The sequence below is a fragment of the Pedobacter sp. NEAU-ZC8 genome, assembly GCF_059278965.1.
This window is the reverse complement of the sequence record NZ_JCAJXC010000005.1, coordinates 43,882-62,668: the sequence shown is the minus strand read 5'-3', so window position 1 is coordinate 62,668 and position 18,787 is coordinate 43,882. Positions and strand designations below refer to the sequence as shown.

Below are 18,787 nucleotides of genomic sequence, written 5' to 3'. Positions count from 1 at the left end.
GAACATAATAAATTAAAATGATCATAACAATTAAAAATAAGTTTTGCCATGGAACAATCAAGTTATAAAATCAGCAGCGAAAGAGAAATTGAAAATCTTATCGCACAGTACACCCACTATTTAGACGCAGCTAACTTCGCCGGGGTAGCCGGGTTATTTAAGTATGGAAAAATTATATCTGATGGGTTAGTCGCAGATGGCACAGCGCATATTGAACAGCACCTGACTGAAAATTTACAGGTATACCCGAATGGGACACCTCAAACGGCACATTTAACTACAAACACAGTTTTGAAAATTGATGCTGATGACCAGAGTGCAACGGCATCTTCTTATATGACGATATTCCAGCAGGATCTTGAAAGGGAATTTCCGCTTCAGCCGATCATTATCGGCCGGTATGAAGACACCTTTGCCCGGGTTGATGGCATATGGTGGTTCAAAGAGCGTAATTTGGTCATGAGCCTTTTAGGCGATTATACTCACCATGCAAGGCCAGACGGACAGAGTTCAAAAAACCTTCAGAATTGAGCAAATAAATACAGCCCTGGTTACCGGGCAAATAAAAGGAGTTGGTTTTGCCAGCGATAAATCGCTGGCAAATTTTGCTATAAAGTATAGCTTGGATCCCGCGACCAAACCAGGGGTTTGTTCAATTGTAGCATTTCTCTTTTTAGTTAGGATTAACGATTAACTTACTGCGGCTGCCAGAATTTTTACCGACCGTTCCAACTCCTCTACGGTCTGATTTCCAAAACCAAGTCTCATAGCCGCCAGACCCCTTCTTTGGTAAAGCAGGGTTTGTGGTAAATAAAGATGATTACGCATACAATTGTTACTAATTCGCATCAGGTTAAGGTCCGCCTTCCATATTGTCCACACTGCCAAACCACCAGCAGGTACATCAAAGGAAACAACATCACTCAAATGTGTTTGCAATAGTCCGCAAAAAGCATTTCTGCGTTCCATATAAACCTTTAACGTTTTTTTCAGATGCCGCTGGATTTCACCTTCTTCCAACAATTCTGCTAACGCCTGCTCCATTAAAACATCTCCCTGCCGGTCTATTAAACCCCTTAATTTACCCAGCTCCTTAATAAGGTTTTCCGGTGCCACCAGGTAACCGGAACGAAAACCGGGAGCCATCGACTTGGCGAAAGAGCCAATATAAATCACCATCCCATGGGTATCTGCGCTTGCTAGCGGTAAAACCGGACTGTTGGTAAATTGAAAATCATAATCGTAATCATCCTCCAGAATGATAAAACCATATGTTGCCGAAAGAGTTAACAGCTCCACACGCCTCTCTGCGCTTAAAGTAACGGTTGTAGGATAATGCTGATGAGGGGTGAGGTATAACATTCTGATGTGTTGAGTTTTGCACAGTTCCCTAACGGCGTCCACAATAATTCCCTGCTCATCAATGGGAACAGAAATGATCTTTGCGCCCACTTTTTGAAAAATCATATTGGCTACATAATAACTTAAATCCGCTACCAACACAAGATCCTCTCTTTGCAACAGCAGTTCGGCGGCCAAATAAATACCCATATCTACACCCCTAGTCACCATGACATTGCTTTTAGATATGTTTAATCCCCTTGTATTGTTCAGATAGGTGGTCAACATTTCTTTGAAATATTCACTGCCCTCATTGGGTGTAAAACCAAGGTGTTTTAAATTGCTTTTGCGTTTGAGGTTAGTGCCATATACCCTTGATAGATCTGCTAAAGGGGCCAGTCGCACATCTGGCAGTCCGTCTGTAAATTCCAGTTTAGCGTTTGTTTTAACCACACTAAGATCCAGTAAAATACTTTTCTTAAACTCGTAGCCCGTGCGGGAAGGGTAACTTGCCAGAAATTCCTGGTGGTGCTTTGAAGCGTCAGTTGGAATCACCTGGAATTTAGTACAAACGAAGGTTCCCTTGTTTGGTCTCACCTCAATCCAGCCCTGTGCGTCCAATTCATCATAAGCCGCAATGATTGTTTTTCGATGTAAGCCGAGCATCGTTGCCAATTGCCTGCTGCCGGGTAGCTGGATGCCAGCAACAACTACGCCGCGCTGAATCGCATTGATCAACTGGTAAGCCAATTGAAGATATACGGCCTTGTCTAAATCTTTATCAATTTTAATTAAGCTCTTGAATGGAATTTTGACCGGACTACTCATAAACTAAAAACTGGCTCTTTTGATGGTCCGACAAGATACTAAGTTTGAACAAAAAACCCATAATGCCCTTACAACAGCTATTATCGCTAATTATTAGTAATGACAACAATCACGCAAAGTTTTTAAATACCCTTTCTTTTATGGAGAACTCGGGTGCAAGGAAAATTTCTGCAAGCGAGCACGCTGAAACGGTGAGCCTGATGATTTTGAAGCATGCTGCAGAGGAACATCGCCATGCATACTATTTAAAAAAACAGTTGGGAAAAATTGCGCCGGGTATCTGCGCAACTTATGCCAGGGAAGCACTGATTGCTCCTGCAGAAAGTTGTTCTTATTTGAATATGCTCGATGTTTTAACAAGCAGGTATCTAAAAAAAGAAATAGGCCTCACGGGAACGAAACTGCGTTTTGCTGCTTATTTATTTGTGACATATGCAATTGAATTGAGAGCTGACGAGCTTTATCCGTTATACCAGCGGGAGCTAAGTCATATTCAGCACAAGGTTACTGTAAAGTCTATCATCCTTGAAGAAGCCGGTCACCTTGAGGAAATGATCTTTCAGCTGGAAAATTTCTCTTCCAACTGGCAAAGTCATGCTGCCGTGATCATAGATATAGAACAAAGACTTTTCACGAACTGGATTGCTGCAATGCAAAAAGCAATAACTTAGATGAATGCGTCCACCTTATTTATAAATGAACGATTGCAAAATCGTGCTGCGCAAGGTTTGCTCCGGAAATTACCATTACAGCAATCTTTGACGGATTTTTGTTCCAATGACTACTTGGGTTTTTCCCGTTCTGAGTCTTTAAAAATCAAGGTTTTTGAGGCGCTGCAAACTTATCAGGGGATGCCTCTAGGGGCAACTGGTTCTAGGCTGTTGACTGGAAATAGTCGGTTCGCTGAAAGCCTGGAAGCAGGACTGGCCGCTGATCACAAAGTGGAGGCCTCGTTGCTATTTAATAGCGGCTACACAGCAAACCTTGCGCTCTTCTCTTGTTTGCCTCAAAAAGGAGATACGATTATTATCGACGAACTCATTCATAGTTCTGTAATAGACGGTTCCAGGTTGAGTTTTGCTAATCGTGTAAAGTTTAAGCACAATAACCTGCAAAGTCTGGAAGAGAAAATTAAAAAAGCTAGGGGCAACTGTTATGTTGCAGTAGAGAGTGTCTATTCGATGGATGGCGATCTGGCGCCCTTAATAGAGATTGCGGCACTTTGCAAAACCTACGGTGCGCTGTTAATTGTAGATGAAGCACATGCATTTGGGGTGTTTGGAAAGGGTCTGGTACATCTTTCCGGTTTAACCCTCGATGTCTTCGCTGTGGTCATTACTTTTGGAAAAGCTTTGGGTGCTCATGGTGCTGCAGTTTTGGGCAGCCAATTGCTACGGAGTTACCTCGTCAACTTTGCAAGGCCTTTTATTTACAGCACAGCCCTGCCATTTTCAAACCTGCTGCAGCTCCAAACTTCTTTCCGGTTTTTAGAAGAAAACGAACATTTGAAACAAGAATTGCGTCGAAAAACTCTTCTATTTCAGCAATGCATGTACCCAACCTCAGCAAATACCCCTCTTCAAAGTCCTATTCAGGTCATTATTTTACCAGGTAAGGAGAAAGTTAGAGCCCTAAGCAGGGACTTAGCGGAAGAAGGATTAGCCGTCTATCCAATATTTAGTCCTACAGTTCCTAAGGGAAAGGAAAGACTAAGGATTTGCCTGCATGTTTTCAATACCGACCAGGACATTGAAAAACTATGTTTTACATTGCTTAAAGCCATTAATACACATGAATAAACCCCTATTTGTCACAGGAATTGGCACCAGCGTTGGTAAGACACTCGTTTCAGCAGTACTCACCCAACAATTGAAGGCAGACTACTGGAAACCGGTACAGGCCGGTGACCTCCACTGCAGTGATCGCGATACAGTATCCAGTTTGGTTTCTCATCAGCATACTGTTTTTCATCCCGAAACTTATCGTTTTCAAATGGCTGCCTCACCACACAAGGCAGCGCAGTTTGAGAATGTGAAGATTAAACTGACAGATTTTAATTTACCCCTTACAGAAAAGCATTTGGTTATTGAAGGTGCCGGCGGATTGATGGTGCCGCTATCTGATCAGTTCAGAATGATAGAGCTGATCCAGCACTTCCAGGCTGCTGCCATTCTGGTAATTCGGAACTACCTGGGCTGCATTAACCATGCATTGCTTTCTATGGAAGCCTTGTCCACCCGCAATATTCCATTGCGGGCTGTTGTAATCAACGGAGAAATGGAGGTTGCAACAGAAGATATTTTGCATAGCTATTTTCCTGCAGAAACAGCTTTCGCAAAGCTTCCCGAATTTAAAACACTCAATAAACACAGCATACAACGCTGCCCTACTTTACTGTCACCAACAAGATAATAACGTTAAAAAAATACGGATGAATTTCGAAAAGACTATTAGAACAGACTGGACCATGGATCAAATCAAGGCCATTTATAACCAACCCTTGTTAGACTTGGTTTACCAGGCAGCTACAATACATCGCCAATGGCATCAGCCTTCTCAAGTTCAGGTTTGCACTTTATTGTCGATAAAAACCGGCGGGTGCACCGAAGATTGCTCTTATTGTGGCCAAGCAGCACGTTACCATACAGACATTAAAGTTAAGGCATTAATGTCTGCAGAAGAAGTGATATCCTGTGCAAAACGAGCTAAGGAAGCAGGTTCATCGCGGTTTTGTATGGCTGCAGCTTGGCGCGAAGTACGTGATAACAAAGATTTTGATCGTATCCTTGAAATGGTAGAGGGTGTAAATGAATTGGGGCTTGAGGTATGTTGTACCCTGGGCATGATAACTGAACATCAGGCGGAGCGTTTACAGCAGGCCGGTTTATACGCCTATAACCATAATCTGGATTCCTCCGAAGGCTATTACGGAGAGATTATCAGTACAAGAACTTTCGGCGATAGGCTAAATACGATTAATAATGTAAGAAAGGCTGGAATCAGCGTTTGTTCCGGTGGGATCCTGGGACTTGGTGAAAGTCACGATGACCGTATGGGAATGCTCATGACTTTAGCCACGATGTCCAAACATCCGGAGTCTGTGCCTATTAATGCCCTAGCCCGGGTAAAGGGAACGCCGCTGGGTGATTTTCCAAAAGTTGAAGTTTGGGATATGGTCAGGATGATCGCTACCGCGAGAATCACAATGCCGGCTTCAATGGTAAGGTTAAGTGCAGGCAGAGCAGAAATGAATGAAGAAGAGCAGGCCTGGTGTTTTATGGCGGGTGCCAATTCTATTTTTACCAGCGAAAGTGAAACTTTATTAGTCACACCAAATCCCGGCTTGACTCAGGATAAAAAGATGTTTGAAAACCTCGGATTAAAGCCGATGGTAAAGGAGGTGAGAGAATAATATGCAGACTTTAGCCGAACGGGATCAGCAGCATATCTGGCACCCCTATACACAAATGCACACAGCCGCTCCTGCCATTCCAATTGTTAAGGGAAGCGGGGCATATTTATTTGATGAACAAGGAAAACGTTATATTGATGCGGTATCATCCTGGTGGGTGACCTTGCACGGTCATGCTCATCCTTATATTGCCCAGAAAGTTGCCGCCCAGCTACTTGAGCTGGAGCAGGTGATCTTTGCTGGTTTTACTCATTTGCCGGCAATCCAGCTAGCCGAGACCTTGCTGAAGATTCTACCTCCCAATCAACAAAAAGTTTTTTACACCGACAATGGATCTACAGCCGTTGAGGTGGCTTTGAAAATGTGTCTGCAATTTTGGAATAACAATGGGGAGGATCGGCAAAAAGTAATTGCGCTTACCAATGGATATCATGGCGATACATTTGGAGCAATGTCGGTAAGTGGCCGGAGTGCATGGACGAAACCTTTCGAACAACTCTTGTTTGATGTGGTATTCATTGATCCGCCAACCAGTGAAAACCTTCCAGAATTGAAAGTTCTTGTCTCGCAAATTGCGGCTGATACAGCGTGCTTTATTTATGAGCCCCTGGTGCAAGGTTCTGGAGGGATGCTAATGCATAGTGCTACTTGTCTGGATGAGTTGATGCAACATTGTCGTAAAGAAGGTGTTTTAATGATTCAGGATGAGGTTTTTACCGGCTTTGGCCGTACAGGGAAGAATTTCGCCTGTGATCATTTAACAGAAGTTCCCGACTTGATGTGCTTTTCGAAAGGGCTTACTGGCGGCACGATGCCACTTGGGGTAACAACCTGCATCAGGGAAATTTATGAGGCATTCCTCAGCGAAGACCAACATAAAGCCTTATACCACGGCCATTCGTTCACTGCCAATCCCCTGGCTTGCACTGCTGCGATCGCCAGCCTAGATCTGTTAAGCTCTCAGGAAACTCAGAACCATATCAGTAGAATTTGCAAAAAGCACCTTGAGTTCTCAAAGAAGCTGCAGGCGCACCCTCAAGTAAAGGAAGTAAGGCAGACAGGTACCATCCTGGCCATTGAATGGAAAAGCAATGCCGGGACCTCTTATTTTAATAGTTTCAGAGACCGGCTTTATCCTTTTTTTTTGGAACATGGTATCTTGCTAAGACCTTTGGGCAATGTTATTTACATACTCCCCCCCTATTGCATGACCGATGAGGATCTTGAATACACTTATACCGTGATTTTGAAGGCGCTAAATCAAATTAAAGATGCCGAGGGTTTATGCGCAGTATAGGTAAGTTCCGCATGAACACTTAAATACAACAAGCAATCATTGATCCTGTGAAAATATCCCGTGAGCTAGATTAATCTTCTCTTCTGTTTATTGACCTTGCATCTGCCAAAAGAAAAAGATGATTCGTAGGTGTCATACCCGTCTTTAGTGAGAAATATTCTTACTTATTCTTAATCTTCTTTTTACTAGCCATTGTTTGTGGAACTTTATTCTCCTCGCCTTATAATTTTTTGTGGATCTTTAACTGACTATTATAAACTCTATGGATGTAAATTACTATCAAAATCATGTCAACCGTATAGAATCTGAACTTGCCGCACTCCATAAAAAGATTGCTGATGAGGCAAAAAAAGAACTTGACAAGAGTAAACAAATTACTTCAATTCAAAACTCAATCACAAAAAGCACAAGTTTGTCTACATTGCAGAGTAAGAATCGTCAGATACAAGGCTACCAGAATAACATCTTTAACTGCAAAACAAAAATAGCAGACTATCAAAAGCAGATTGCGGCCAAGACTACTGAACTTGGAAGAAAAAAACAGGAAGTAAGGAAGGCGGAAGAGACCGCATTTAAAAAGCAGCAGAAAGACCAGATCAACTTTCATAAAAATCTTCAACAGGATTACCAAAGGCAAAAAAGCGAAATGAATATGGTTTTCAATCAGCATTACCTTATCCAACCGGCTGTCGTCACAGAACCCATTGTAGAAAAGGATGATAAGCAATACGATTTCTTTATTTCACATGCCTCCGAAGATAAAGATGCCTTTGTGCGTGTATTAGCAGATAGACTTCGTACTTCTGGATTTTCGGTTTGGTATGACGAGTTCGAACTAAAAATTGGAGATAGCCTGCGTAAAAAGATTGACCAGGGACTGTTTAAATCTAAATATGGGATTGTTGTCATCTCACCTGATTTTATAAAAAAAACTGGACTGAATATGAATTCAGCGGTATGATAGCTCGGGAAATGAATGGTCAGAAAGTAATACTACCAATTTGGCACAAAGTGACCAAAGATGAGGTGCTCGCGTTTAGTCCCTCACTTGCTGATAAAATGGCTCTTAATACTAGCATCAATTCCATAGATGAAATTGTCTCTCACCTAAAAGATCTACTTTATGTTTAGCCGTTTTTTTAAAAAAAAAAATAAAGTATCCCTTGAAACATTTTTACAAAAGGTATTTCATGACCAAAAGGATCCATATGATATAATGAACCTTAACAGAGGAAAATTGCAAAGGGCTACTCTGGAACAAATCCTTGATAATCCTGAAGATGTTGCCGACGGTGTGAATGCAGTCGAAATGGACTTTTCTACAACGTATTTCAATAATTTTAAGGCATTAGTAATCAAGCACCAGGCTGATGGCATCATTAGGTGGATGTTCTATGATACCATAGACAATGCCACAACCATACTTAATATATTTTCTGAGTTAAAAGATACGCTCGGGGAAGGATTCATTCAAGATCAGAAATTAAACACCTATTATCAGGTGGGAAAGGTTAGTGCGCTACCATCCGACCGACGGCATAATGCTAATGATGAAATCCTGCAACTTTGGCAAAAACAAAAAGTCACTATACTGCTAAATTACCAGCTTCAACTGCTACGGCTTTCCTTTACCTTCCATCCGGAAAAAAAGAAAAGCACTGTGATCAGGAATAAAGGAACATTAATTAAATTAATGCAACACGATTTACGTCTCCTCTTAATAGGAACGGAACTGAACGCAATTATAACAGAAGAGAGAGGAATAACTAAATTCATAGACTATAACTACGAGCTAATTCCTGTAGAGCTAAACTACTTCAACAGGGTAGATATCCGACTATTCTCTTCAACTAAATTTATTGATAAAGAAATACATACCAATGTGACTTACTGGAGTACGCTCGCGTTTGAGGTACAAGAAGTGATACTGCTCGTCGACAAGCTCTGCCGTCTATACGGGCCGGACAATTACGGAGACGAAGAAATGATGCCCTATGAGATTGATTTAGTAGAAAATAAAAAATACTGGACAGGACGCGGTTGGGATTTCAACGAAAGCCATGCATTGATTAACTATGATGACAAAGATCAAAGGTATCTTTACAGCTTCAGGCTTTATTACAATCCAGATGACCTGGGTTTGAAAATTTCTATAATCGGTTATAACAAGATGCTTCAACATCACCTTAAACAGTTCAGCTAAGCTTAGCAATTAGGGATCTGAAATTTAGAGAATGAAACTAAGTAACCTTGGTATTGATCTTCCTTCCATTTATGAGACAATCCTTTCTCTTTTTGCCAGCTATAGAAATGCAGGTTATCTAACTAATACCACCGTTTGTTGATGTAAAATGAGATGGTTTAATGATAGGAATTTCTTGTCACTATTCAGATGATCATGGTTGCTTATAGTTATTGTTATGTTGCCTTATCCAAGGTCTGCTTGATTAAGCTGATAAATAGTGGGGCTAGTGACTGGGTCGCCACCTTCTCCGACTATTTAAATTAACGCTCCCAAAACAATATACATCATGGTCTATGCTAAGTGTAATTTAATCTTTACTTAGCCGAGCTTCTCTTTTGGAAACTAAACATCCAGTGATGACGACTCAGGTTTTCTTACACCCATTAGTTGAATTTTTTCCATTTCAGAACGAAAGTCTCTTAGTTCTGCATCAGTAAATTTCACTTTCAGCGCTCCAAGATCTTCCTCAAGATGATGCAACTTTGTTGTACCGGGAATGGGAACAATCCATGGTTTTTGCGCCAGGAGCCAGGCTAGAGAGAACTGCGCCGGGGTAATTCCTTTTTGCTCAGACCAGTTGCGAACTAGGTTAAGTAAAGCCATGTTGTTTTTTAAAGCTTCTGGTGAAAAGTATTCAATAGCAGGAAAGCGCGATTCCGGCGCAAAACGGCTGTATTCATCGAATTTGTCTGCCATGAATCCCCTTACTACCGGGCACCAGGGCACAAAGCCGATGCCCAGTTCCTGACACAGGTCAAGTGTCTTATTCTCGTGTACTCTTTGTACAAGTGAGTATTCGTTCTGTAGAGCAGCTACCGGATAAACTTTGTGCGCCCTGCGTATATTTCCGTGAGAGGCTTCAGAAAGGCCGAAGTGCAGTGCCTTTCCTTCTTTAATAAGATCAGCCACAGTGTCAGCTACGTCTTCGATCGGCACCTGGGGATCAACACGATGCAGGTAAAGCAAATCAATGCGGTCGGTCTGTAAACGTTTTAGCATACCTTCAACTGCCTTACGAATACTTTCAGGGCGTGAGTCCCGGCCAACGTTCTTGCCATTTTCAAATTTGAACCCAAACTTACTGGCAATTACTACTTTGTTTCGAAGCGGTTTTAAAGCTTCACCTACAATCTCTTCAGTTCGGTAAGGGCCATAGACCTCTGCTGCGTCGAAAAAAGTCACTCCCCTATCTACCGCACCGCGGATAACTTTAACCATGGGGGCCACTTCTCTAGGAGGATTGTAGCTGTTACTGGCCATGCTCATGCAACCAAGCCCAATGGCGGAAACCTCGAGTTTACCAAGTTTGCGTTTATCTGCAGCAAGTGGTTGGGCATTGTCTGATTGTGTTTTCAAATCATCTTTACCAGTACCAGAAGTATAGCCCAATCCTGAGGCAGCTGCTGCTGTTGCCAGGGCGCCAGTAGTTAAAAATTTGCGTCGGTTAATATTCAAATATTCCATCTTCTTCTCTTTTAGTTAAACAATTATTATTTGTCAATTCGTTTTTGCAAGTAAGCGATGAAATAGCTGCCAGATTTTGCTGTTTATCATTTAATTCTTGATTGTTTTCCATTTGATGATGGGTTATGTGTTCTTATTGTTTCGGTCCGTTGTACTGCGCATCGGTTACCGGCTGTAACCAGGTGACCACCCCTTGATCTGCATTTGGGTTCAGGGAAATATGGGTCATGGAACTATCGGATGAAGCGCCATGCCAATGTTCAATATTAGGTAGGCAGGTAATTACTTCACCCTTACGAATGACCCGTATTGGTTTCCCTTTTTCCTGGGTGTAACCTACTCCATCGGTAATGAGTAAAATTTGTCCCGCCTGATGGGTGTGCCAGAAGCTTCGTGCTCCTGGCTCAAAGGTTACGCTCCCGGCAACCAGGTTAAAGGTGCTGTCCTTAGCGACTAGTGGATGTACCCAAACCGTTCCGGTAAAAGTGGCTGTAACCTTTTTGCCTTTTGGAAATGGCCCCCCATCTGTCTTCTGTGCATAAACGCTGATCTGCATCATCAAAATAGATGCGAGTGTCAGAATCATAAATCGTTTCATAGTGTATTTTTTTAGATATTTTTACTTCAAATTTCCTTCTAAACAGGAGTTTTCATTTTCGAGAGATACTTATCTAAAGTAATGGGATAGTCGCGAACCCGAACGCCGGTTGCATTATATACTGCATTGGCAACTGCAGCAGCGACACCTACCAGGCCAAGTTCTCCAATGCCTTTGGCTTTCATTGGTGACATCGTTGGATCTACATCTTCCATAAGAATCACTTCCTGATGGGGAATGTCTGCATGCACTGGCACTTCGTATCCGGCAAGGTCGTGGTTCACAAAAAAGCCTATTTTTTTATCCACGACCAGTTCTTCCATCAAGGCCGCCCCAACACCCATGGTCATCGCACCAATCATCTGACTTCGTGCAGCTTTAGGATTTAAGATCCGTCCGGCATGGGCAACTGCGAGCATTCTGCGTACCCGAATTTCGCCGGTATAGGCATGTACAGCTACTTCAACAAAATGCGCACCGAAGGTGTCCTGTGCATATTGTTTTGAAAGTTCACCATAGGTCATTTCATCCTCGCCAACCAGCTCCGCTGTTTTGGCTGCATCACCTAGCGGAAAACTTTGATTCCCCGAACGAACGCGACCATCTGAGAACTCGGCCTCTAAAACGTTAAAGCCAAATGCCAGGGCAACACGCTCCCGCAATTTTACGCAGGCCGCATAAACGCCGGAAGTAGAAGATGCTGCGCCCCATTGACCTCCTGAGCCTGAAGATTCCGGAAAACTAGAATCGCCCAATTTCACGACTACCTGAGCAAGGCCAACGCCCATCATTTCCGCTGCTGTCTGTCCAATGATTGTATAGCTCCCTGTTCCGATATCAGTCATATCGGTTTCTACGGTTACTATACCATTCCGATCAAGCCTGACGCGCGCCGCCGATTTAGTTATCGGAGCTCCTCGCACAGCTGAGGCTACGCCCATACCGATCAACCATTGACCATCACTCACCTCTCCCGGAGCGGCCTTGCGGCGTTTCCAGTCAAAACGTTCAGCACCTGTTTTTAAACACTGAACGAGCAGGCGGGTTGAAAACGGACGTTCAGGTTTTTCCGGATCAAACTGAGTATCATTTTTGATCCGGAATTCTACCGGGTCTATATTTAATTTTTCAGCCATTTCATCCATGGCAATTTCCAGTGCCATCATGCCTGGTGCCTCACCAGGGGCTCTCATGGCATTCCCCTCAGCAAGGTCAAGTACTGCCAGCCTTAGATGTGTCATGCGGTTAGCGCCGGCATATAGTATGCGCGTAGAAGCGGTAGCAGCTTCGGTGCGTCCGCCACGAATATTGCCTGACCAGCTTTCGTGACCTATGGCCGTGATTGTCCCATCTGCATTTGCCCCTATCCGGATGCGCTGAATAGTTTTAGGGCGGTGTGTGGTATTGTTAAAAATGAGCGGCCTTGGCAAGGTCACTTTTACCGGCCTACCAGCGGCACGCGCACTGAGGGAGGCCGCTACGATATCTGATAATACCGTCCCCTTTCCGCCAAAGCCTCCACCGATGTAATGAGAAATTAGCCGAATATTTTCGTTTGGAATCCCTAAAATATTAGCGAGGTCCCTCACGCCCCAGTTCAATTGCTGAATAGAGCACCAGCAGGTTAATTTATCTCCTTCCCATCTGGCGATTGCAGCATGGGGTTCCATCATCGCATGCGATTGATCAGGTACGGTGTAACTTTCATCTAACTTCAGCGGGGCAGCTGCAAATGCGCCATCAAAGTCTCCCACCATTGTTTGGGGCGGACCACCAAATTGTCCTGGCTTAGGCGTTACTGCTGAATCTTTTTCGGCCTCAAGATCAAATGACCCCTTTTCTTTGACATAGTCAACCTGCAACAAACTTGCAGCTGCCCTGGCCTGTTCAAAAGTCTCAGCCACAACCACAGCGACCACCTGGTGATAATGGTCAACGTTTGGTCCTGCAAGCAATCTATCCGCATAAAATTTACCGGGTTGCAATGGGCCGGCATTAGCAGCTGTTACAATAGCCAGTACACCCGGTGCATTTCTGGCCTTTAATTGATGGATCGCTTCTATACGCCCTTTGCTGATCGCTGCACCAACGACGTAGCCGTATGCATAGTTAGGCGCCTCTTCATTAAACTCGTAGGCATATTTAGCCGTACCGGTTGTCTTCAAGGGGCCTTCTATACGATCGGCCGGCCTGCCAATAACTTTTTGTTTATCGGTGGGATTAGCACCTGCTGGTTTATCAAATTTCATATTAGCCTTTCCCTTCTTTCAAAACGCTTTCCAGCGTCCGTTCTACTAGTGCAAGTTTAAATTCATTTTCTTTTGTTGGCTTTGCGCCAGCCATGAGTCTGGCTGTTACGACCTTTGCGCCGGCCGGAAGCAACCTTTCTGCCTCAACATTGCGCCAAGGCTTTGCTGCAACGCCGCCAATTGCTACCCGTCCTGTACCATCCTTTTGCAAAATTAACCCCACTGATACCAGGGCGAAGGCATAAGATGCGCGGTCGCGAACCTTATGATAAATATGTACACCACCAATTGGCGCTGGAAGGGTAACTGCTGTGATGAGTTCGTTTTTAGCCAGATTAGTGTCGATGTGGGGGGTATCTCCAGGCAAACGATAAAAGTCAGCAATCGGGATGCGACGTGCTTTCCCTTTTGCATTGACTGTTTCTATCTGCGCGTCCAGGGCCATCATTGCAACCGCCATATCACCTGGGTAGGTTGCAATACAATGTTCGCTGGATCCTATGACAGCCAGCTGACGACTATAGCCACCAATAGCAGCACACCCGCTTCCGGGAACCCGCTTATTGCATGGCTGGTTAGTATCATAAAAATAAGGGCAACGGGTACGCTGTAAGAGGTTGCCTGCTGTAGTAGCCTTATTCCGGAGTTGCCCTGATGCTCCGGCCACCAGAGCGCGGGAAAGTAAACCATAGTCCCTCCTTACACCCAGATCTGCTGCCAGATCTGTATTACTCACCAGCGCACCAATCCGTAAACCTCCCTGGGATGTAGGTTCTATTATATTTAGTCCCAGCTTACCTATATCGATCAGGTGAACTGGTGTTTCGATCTGCAGTTTCATGAGATCGAGTAAATTGGTTCCTCCGGCAATAAATTTGGAGCCAGGCACTCGCATTGCGGCAGCTGCCGCCTCAGCGGGTGAATGAGCTCGTTCGTAGGTAAATGCTTTCATGCTGTTTTCTTTAATATGCGCTCACGCACATGATTAATTCTGTTTGGGCAAATAAATGATTTAAGATTTAGCAGCTACTTCTGCGAATGCTTCGGCAATGTTGGAATACGCCCCGCACCGGCAAATGTTCCCGCTCATTCTTTCACGGAATTCCATGTTGCTCATTTCAGGCTGGCTGGTAAGATCTTGGCTGACATGGCTTGGGATTCCGGACTTGATCTCATTTAACACCCCTACTGCCGAACAAATCTGCCCAGGTGTACAGTAACCGCACTGGTATCCGTCGTGTTTAATAAATGCTGCCTGCATAGGATGTAAATCTTTCGGTGTCCCTAATCCCTCGATTGTTGTGATCGAATCACCTTCATGCTGTAGCGCTAAGGAAAGGCAGGAATTAATTCTGCGTCCATTCACAAGTACCGTACAAGCACCGCACTGCCCATGATCACAGCCTTTTTTTGTTCCCGTCAGGTTTAAGTGCTCCCGTAATGTATCAAGAAGCGTTGTCCGGGTATCTAACATTAACTCATGTTTTTTTCCGTTTACACTTAAATTAACACCATGGTTAACTAATTTCGGTTCAGCCGGCGCACCAAGATCCCCTACCTGATCTATTGTGCCTGAAGTTAAGGTAACCGTAACAGCAGCTGCCGTTCCCAGGATCATTTCGCGACGCGTAATATTGAATTGTTTCGAGTCTTTCATATATAAAATATTTAGTCCGGTTTGGTATGCGTTCAAGTTTCTTTTTAATCCGCAGGTTTTTGATTGTTTGGAAAAAACCAGTGCTCCAGGGCTTTACCATTGGAATATTTGGTCATTTCAATGCCTTCAATTACTGCTGCTGGGTTTGAACTAATAAAACGAACCCAGTTGCCAAAGTATTCTCCATCGGTTGTACGACTAATAACTTCAACCTTGCCTGGCTTAAATGAGCTATAAAACGACCTCATGCTTGACTTCAAACTATCAGGACCAACCTTATTTCCGGCGCCATGATTCATAAAATTAACAGCAACCACCTTTTGCAGATTACTGACATCACCTGTTTGCAGGGCCCTTAAAAATTCGTCATCTGCTTTCTGATTTTTCTTGGCTTCAGCCGCGCTTATATTTTTAGTTCCCGATTGCGCAACGACTGTATTAACATGAAGGCTTGTCAACATTAAAATAAAGGCGATGATGGCATGTTTTATTTTCATAATTGCAGTTGTTACAAGGAATTAATGTTTGACTACTTTTTTTTTAGCTCAAAGGGTGCTCCGGGGGCTAAAACCTTAATTCTTTCCGGATTTACCACCAGTTTTTTAAGTTGTAACTGCTGACAAATCTTTAAACGTTTCAACACTATAGTGATCGTTATCACTATGTGTGGCCATAATAGCGTCTAAGTGAGGAACATCTTTTGGCAAAATTGGAAACTTCATTAATAAAGGCATATCATAACCTTCAAGTAAAGGATCAATCATAAATGTTGTTCCTCTGCTATTTACTGAAACCCTGGCCATGCCCAGCCACCGGACAGTGGTAATTTTAGCTGCACCAAGTGCCTCTTTCCCAAGAGCAATAGTCATTGGCGCTACAGCCTGAAACTTTTTCTTTTTTTGCTGTGTTGCATCCGGCGTGTTTTGTGCACTTGCAGATAAAGAACACACCAGAAAGAAGAAGGCAAGGAGTGTGGGTTTTGATTTTCCATATTTACTCAGGTTGATGGTACAAATTTCATCTAATTTATGGCCGGATACTTATACAGATTCCTGTTATACTTACCATTATTCCTGATTCTGAGGCAAGTAGCATTGGAGCAGAAAATCTTGTCGTAATTTTGGATAGACATAAATAAATTAAGCTGTGGAACTAAGTAAAAGACTCGAAAGTGTTTCTCAATTCAATTCTGAAAGAGGCCAACAAACATTGCATCCGCTCATCACGGTGCTGGACCAGTCGAAATCGCATCCCATCAGGGTAACAAAGTTCATGTCTGAACTTTATGTTATTTTCTTAAAGGATGAAAAATGTGCTGACCTTCGCTATGGACGTAACCACTATGACTATCAAGACGATTCGCTCATTTTTATATCACCTGGACAAGTGGCAGGTTTTGAAGAAGAGGATGGCACGGACATACAGCCCAATGGCTGGGCGCTTGCTTTTCATCCGGACCTGATCAGAGGGACTATGCTTGGAAAAATGATCAAAGATTACCATTACTTTTCATATGATGTTAAAGAGTCCCTGCATGTATCTGCCCGTGAAAAAGAACTGTTACTGGAATGCTTTGGCAAGATTAGCTATGAACTGCAACACCCTATTGATAAACACAGCCGCAAACTTATTGTCAGCACAATTGAACTATTGCTCAATTACTGCGAACGCTTTTACGACAGGCAGTTTATTACAAGAGAACACCTTAATAAGGATATCCTGACCCGGTTCGAAGAGCTGTTAGATAACTATTTTAAATCTGATAAGCCTGGACAAATCGGCTTGCCTTCAGTAGGGTATTGCGCAGATGCACTTAATCTATCGGCCAAGTATTTCGGAGACCTTATCAAAAAAGAGACCGGGCAATCGGCACAGGATTATTTGCAGGGAAAGGTCATTGATGTTGCCAAAGAGCGGATGTTTGACCCTAATAAATCAATAAGTGAGATTGCATACGATATGGGATTTAAATACCCACAACACTTTACCAGGTTATTTAAACAAAGGGTTGGGCAGTCTCCTCATGATTACAGGATAATGAATTAGACGTATTTCAAAGACATTAACATAAAAAAAGAACGTTAGGCAACAGTGGTTTGGAAGTATCAGCTCTTGGCCTGGGTTGCATGGGGATGAGCTGGTCCTAGAAATGAAATGCAGAATTTACCATTAATTGCACTAGGTACCTGGTCATGGGGAACTGGTGCAGCAGGTGGAGACCAGGTTTTTGGAACCAACTTTCTGCAGAAAGTCTAAAGCCGGTATTTGACTCAGCAAATGCAAGCAGAACTTAACCTATGGGATACGGCTGCTGTATATGGGATTGGCTCATCTGAATCTATAAACATCCGCTTCCTGAGGGTAGCGGCAGGGCTAAAACATACAAGAAAGTGATCCTGTTCTTATTACAGGAGCGGCAAAAGGTATTGGATATGGTACTGCCAAAAAACAACGGCATTCAACATAAAAAAATAAAAATATGAGTAGCAAAACAGAACATCAAAATAGCGAGAACAGCAACCCGTCCAAACGCCGGGATTTCTTAAAAGGTGCCGCCCTTTTCGGAGCGGCAGCCTGCGTACCTACTGTATTGGTATCAAGCTGTACAGAGCATAAAACAGCATCTTCAAACGTAAGTCAAAACGAAAATATGATGCCTATTATTACTGGGCGCCGTACTTTAGGGAAAGGCAGTGCCTCAATGGAAGTTTCAGCATTGGGATTCGGCTTAATGGGAATGAATTACCACCGTGGCGCACACCCCAATGAAAAAGCTATGATAAAACTGATTCATCAGGTGGTGGAGCGTGGTGTTACTCTTTTTGACACGGCAGAGACCTACGGCCCATTCTTCAACGAAGAATTAGCAGGTAAGGCACTTGCCCAGTTTAAGGGAAAAATTGCCATTACGACAAAATTCGGCTTCAACTATGCAGGAAATAAAAAGAATGAGATACCCGCTGGGCCCAACAGTAAGCCCGGACGCATTCGTGAAATGGTGGAAGCATCGTTAAAACGCCTGAATATCGATGTGATAGAATTGCTGTACCAGCACCGTTTAGACCCCAATGTACCCATTGAAGACGTAGCGGGGACGGTGAAAGACCTTATTGCCGAGGGAAAGGTTAGGCATTTTGGTCTTTGCGAGGTCGGGGCAGATACCATCCGCAAGGCACATGCGGTACAGCCTGTTACAGCCATACAGAGCGAATACCATTTGATGTGGCGTGAAGTAGAAAAAGAGGTATTGCCCGTATGTGAAGAATTGGGTATCGGTTTTGTACCATACAGCCCGCTGAACCGTGGCTTCCTTACAGGATCCATCAATGAATACACGAGCTTTAATTCCGGTAATGACAACCGTAGTATTTTGCCCCGGTTTACGCCCGAAGCCATAAGGTCTAACCTTAAAATTGTGGAAGAGTTAAACAAATTCGGACGGACAAGAGGCATTACCATTGCGCAGGTAGCATTAGGATGGTTACTTCAAAAAGCCCCTTTTATTGTTCCTATTCCGGGAACGACTAAGCTATCGCATTTGGAAGAGAACCTAAGAACTTTGGATTTGACATTTACCGGACAAGATTGGAAAGAGCTTGAAACAGCAGTGGCAAACATTCCTATCATTGGCGACCGTTATCCAGCTTCAGAACAAAAACAGGTAGAAAAATAACCGAACAAGGCTCATAGAGCCTT

Annotated in this window: 19 protein-coding genes; 10 read left to right on the top strand and 9 right to left on the bottom strand. The window is 43.5% G+C overall.

Features of this window, described 5'->3' with window-relative positions; genetic code table 11:
- The first annotated feature begins 48 nt into the window (after positions 1-48).
- Positions 49-531: a nuclear transport factor 2 family protein gene (locus AC5WJX_RS05640; protein ID WP_494483718.1), complete on the top strand. Its 483-nt coding sequence runs from the start codon at positions 49-51 to the stop codon at positions 529-531.
- A 159-nt stretch (positions 532-690) separates the two neighbouring features.
- Here the strand turns inward: AC5WJX_RS05640 and AC5WJX_RS05635 are convergent, their stop codons facing one another.
- Complete coding sequence (locus tag AC5WJX_RS05635; RefSeq protein ID WP_494483717.1) at positions 691-2,169, bottom strand: aminotransferase-like domain-containing protein; 1,479 nt, start codon at positions 2,167-2,169, stop codon at positions 691-693.
- A gap of 62 nt (positions 2,170-2,231) precedes the next feature.
- Here AC5WJX_RS05635 and AC5WJX_RS05630 point away from each other — a divergent pair, with 62 nt between their 5' ends.
- The 7 genes from AC5WJX_RS05630 (at position 2,232) to AC5WJX_RS05600 (ending at position 9,081) form a co-directional block, all read left to right on the top strand.
- On the top strand, positions 2,232-2,840 hold the full coding sequence (locus tag AC5WJX_RS05630; RefSeq protein WP_494483716.1) for a hypothetical protein: 609 nt from the start codon (positions 2,232-2,234) through the stop codon (positions 2,838-2,840).
- A complete protein-coding gene (locus AC5WJX_RS05625; RefSeq protein WP_494483715.1) occupies positions 2,841-3,968 on the top strand; it encodes an aminotransferase class I/II-fold pyridoxal phosphate-dependent enzyme in 1,128 nt (375 codons plus the stop codon).
- The gene (bioD, locus tag AC5WJX_RS05620) at positions 3,961-4,581 is read left to right on the top strand and encodes a dethiobiotin synthase (protein ID WP_494483714.1); all 621 of its coding nucleotides are present in this window, start codon (positions 3,961-3,963) and stop codon (positions 4,579-4,581) included. The genes AC5WJX_RS05625 and bioD overlap by 8 nt, the downstream gene beginning before the upstream one ends.
- 19 nt (positions 4,582-4,600) lie before the next feature.
- Positions 4,601-5,581 (top strand): biotin synthase BioB, encoded by a 981-nt coding sequence (gene bioB, locus AC5WJX_RS05615; protein ID WP_494483713.1) that lies wholly within the window; start codon positions 4,601-4,603, stop codon positions 5,579-5,581.
- 1 nt (position 5,582) lies between these two features.
- Complete coding sequence (gene bioA / locus AC5WJX_RS05610) at positions 5,583-6,878, top strand: adenosylmethionine--8-amino-7-oxononanoate transaminase (protein ID WP_494483712.1); 1,296 nt, start codon at positions 5,583-5,585, stop codon at positions 6,876-6,878.
- A gap of 262 nt (positions 6,879-7,140) precedes the next feature.
- The gene (locus AC5WJX_RS05605) at positions 7,141-7,839 is read left to right on the top strand and encodes a toll/interleukin-1 receptor domain-containing protein (protein WP_494483711.1); all 699 of its coding nucleotides are present in this window, start codon (positions 7,141-7,143) and stop codon (positions 7,837-7,839) included.
- 276 nt (positions 7,840-8,115) lie between these two features.
- A complete protein-coding gene (locus AC5WJX_RS05600) occupies positions 8,116-9,081 on the top strand; it encodes a hypothetical protein (protein WP_494483710.1) in 966 nt (321 codons plus the stop codon).
- 384 nt (positions 9,082-9,465) lie between these two features.
- Here AC5WJX_RS05600 and AC5WJX_RS05595 read toward each other — a convergent pair whose 3' ends face one another.
- The 8 genes from AC5WJX_RS05595 to AC5WJX_RS05560 form a co-directional block, all read right to left on the bottom strand.
- On the bottom strand, positions 9,466-10,587 hold the full coding sequence (locus AC5WJX_RS05595) for an aldo/keto reductase (protein ID WP_494483709.1): 1,122 nt from the start codon (positions 10,585-10,587) through the stop codon (positions 9,466-9,468).
- Positions 10,568-10,699 (bottom strand): hypothetical protein, encoded by a 132-nt coding sequence (locus AC5WJX_RS05590; RefSeq protein ID WP_494483708.1) that lies wholly within the window; start codon positions 10,697-10,699, stop codon positions 10,568-10,570. Before AC5WJX_RS05590 ends, AC5WJX_RS05595 begins: the two co-directional genes overlap by 20 nt.
- 21 nt (positions 10,700-10,720) lie before the next feature.
- A complete protein-coding gene (locus tag AC5WJX_RS05585) occupies positions 10,721-11,185 on the bottom strand; it encodes a (R)-mandelonitrile lyase (RefSeq protein ID WP_494483707.1) in 465 nt (154 codons plus the stop codon).
- Between the two features lie 38 nt (positions 11,186-11,223).
- On the bottom strand, positions 11,224-13,434 hold the full coding sequence (paoC, locus tag AC5WJX_RS05580) for an aldehyde oxidoreductase molybdenum-binding subunit PaoC (RefSeq protein WP_494483706.1): 2,211 nt from the start codon (positions 13,432-13,434) through the stop codon (positions 11,224-11,226).
- A gap of 1 nt (position 13,435) precedes the next feature.
- The gene (locus tag AC5WJX_RS05575) at positions 13,436-14,386 is read right to left on the bottom strand and encodes an FAD binding domain-containing protein (RefSeq protein ID WP_494483705.1); all 951 of its coding nucleotides are present in this window, start codon (positions 14,384-14,386) and stop codon (positions 13,436-13,438) included.
- A 60-nt stretch (positions 14,387-14,446) separates the two neighbouring features.
- Positions 14,447-15,091 carry an aldehyde dehydrogenase iron-sulfur subunit PaoA gene (paoA, locus tag AC5WJX_RS05570; protein WP_494483704.1) on the bottom strand — a complete coding sequence of 215 codons (645 nt, stop codon included), beginning with the start codon at positions 15,089-15,091 and terminating at the stop codon, positions 14,447-14,449.
- 44 nt (positions 15,092-15,135) lie between these two features.
- The gene (locus AC5WJX_RS05565) at positions 15,136-15,588 is read right to left on the bottom strand and encodes a hypothetical protein (RefSeq protein ID WP_494483703.1); all 453 of its coding nucleotides are present in this window, start codon (positions 15,586-15,588) and stop codon (positions 15,136-15,138) included.
- Between the two features lie 105 nt (positions 15,589-15,693).
- On the bottom strand, positions 15,694-16,041 hold the full coding sequence (locus AC5WJX_RS05560) for an MBL fold metallo-hydrolase (protein ID WP_494483702.1): 348 nt from the start codon (positions 16,039-16,041) through the stop codon (positions 15,694-15,696).
- 196 nt (positions 16,042-16,237) lie between these two features.
- On the opposite strand from AC5WJX_RS05560, the gene AC5WJX_RS05555 reads away from it, so the two are divergent.
- On the top strand, positions 16,238-17,137 hold the full coding sequence (locus AC5WJX_RS05555; protein ID WP_494483701.1) for a helix-turn-helix domain-containing protein: 900 nt from the start codon (positions 16,238-16,240) through the stop codon (positions 17,135-17,137).
- A gap of 433 nt (positions 17,138-17,570) precedes the next feature.
- Positions 17,571-18,764, top strand: a complete 1,194-nt coding sequence (locus AC5WJX_RS05550; protein WP_494483700.1) for an aldo/keto reductase — start codon at positions 17,571-17,573, stop codon at positions 18,762-18,764.
- Positions 18,765-18,787 lie beyond the last annotated feature (23 nt).

Coding starts and splice junctions, on each gene's coding strand:
- AC5WJX_RS05640 (WP_494483718.1), top strand. CDS start 49: ATGGAACAATCAAGTTATAAAATCAGCAGCGAAAGAGAAATTGAAAAT.
- AC5WJX_RS05635 (WP_494483717.1), bottom strand. CDS start 2,169: ATGAGTAGTCCGGTCAAAATTCCATTCAAGAGCTTAATTAAAATTGAT.
- AC5WJX_RS05630 (WP_494483716.1), top strand. CDS start 2,232: ATGCCCTTACAACAGCTATTATCGCTAATTATTAGTAATGACAACAAT.
- AC5WJX_RS05625 (WP_494483715.1), top strand. CDS start 2,841: ATGAATGCGTCCACCTTATTTATAAATGAACGATTGCAAAATCGTGCT.
- bioD (WP_494483714.1), top strand. CDS start 3,961: ATGAATAAACCCCTATTTGTCACAGGAATTGGCACCAGCGTTGGTAAG.
- bioB (WP_494483713.1), top strand. CDS start 4,601: ATGAATTTCGAAAAGACTATTAGAACAGACTGGACCATGGATCAAATC.
- bioA (WP_494483712.1), top strand. CDS start 5,583: ATGCAGACTTTAGCCGAACGGGATCAGCAGCATATCTGGCACCCCTAT.
- AC5WJX_RS05605 (WP_494483711.1), top strand. CDS start 7,141: ATGGATGTAAATTACTATCAAAATCATGTCAACCGTATAGAATCTGAA.
- AC5WJX_RS05595 (WP_494483709.1), bottom strand. CDS start 10,587: ATGGAATATTTGAATATTAACCGACGCAAATTTTTAACTACTGGCGCC.
- AC5WJX_RS05590 (WP_494483708.1), bottom strand. CDS start 10,699: ATGGAAAACAATCAAGAATTAAATGATAAACAGCAAAATCTGGCAGCT.
- AC5WJX_RS05585 (WP_494483707.1), bottom strand. CDS start 11,185: ATGAAACGATTTATGATTCTGACACTCGCATCTATTTTGATGATGCAG.
- paoC (WP_494483706.1), bottom strand. CDS start 13,434: ATGAAATTTGATAAACCAGCAGGTGCTAATCCCACCGATAAACAAAAA.
- AC5WJX_RS05575 (WP_494483705.1), bottom strand. CDS start 14,386: ATGAAAGCATTTACCTACGAACGAGCTCATTCACCCGCTGAGGCGGCA.
- paoA (WP_494483704.1), bottom strand. CDS start 15,091: ATGAAAGACTCGAAACAATTCAATATTACGCGTCGCGAAATGATCCTG.
- AC5WJX_RS05565 (WP_494483703.1), bottom strand. CDS start 15,588: ATGAAAATAAAACATGCCATCATCGCCTTTATTTTAATGTTGACAAGC.
- AC5WJX_RS05550 (WP_494483700.1), top strand. CDS start 17,571: ATGAGTAGCAAAACAGAACATCAAAATAGCGAGAACAGCAACCCGTCC.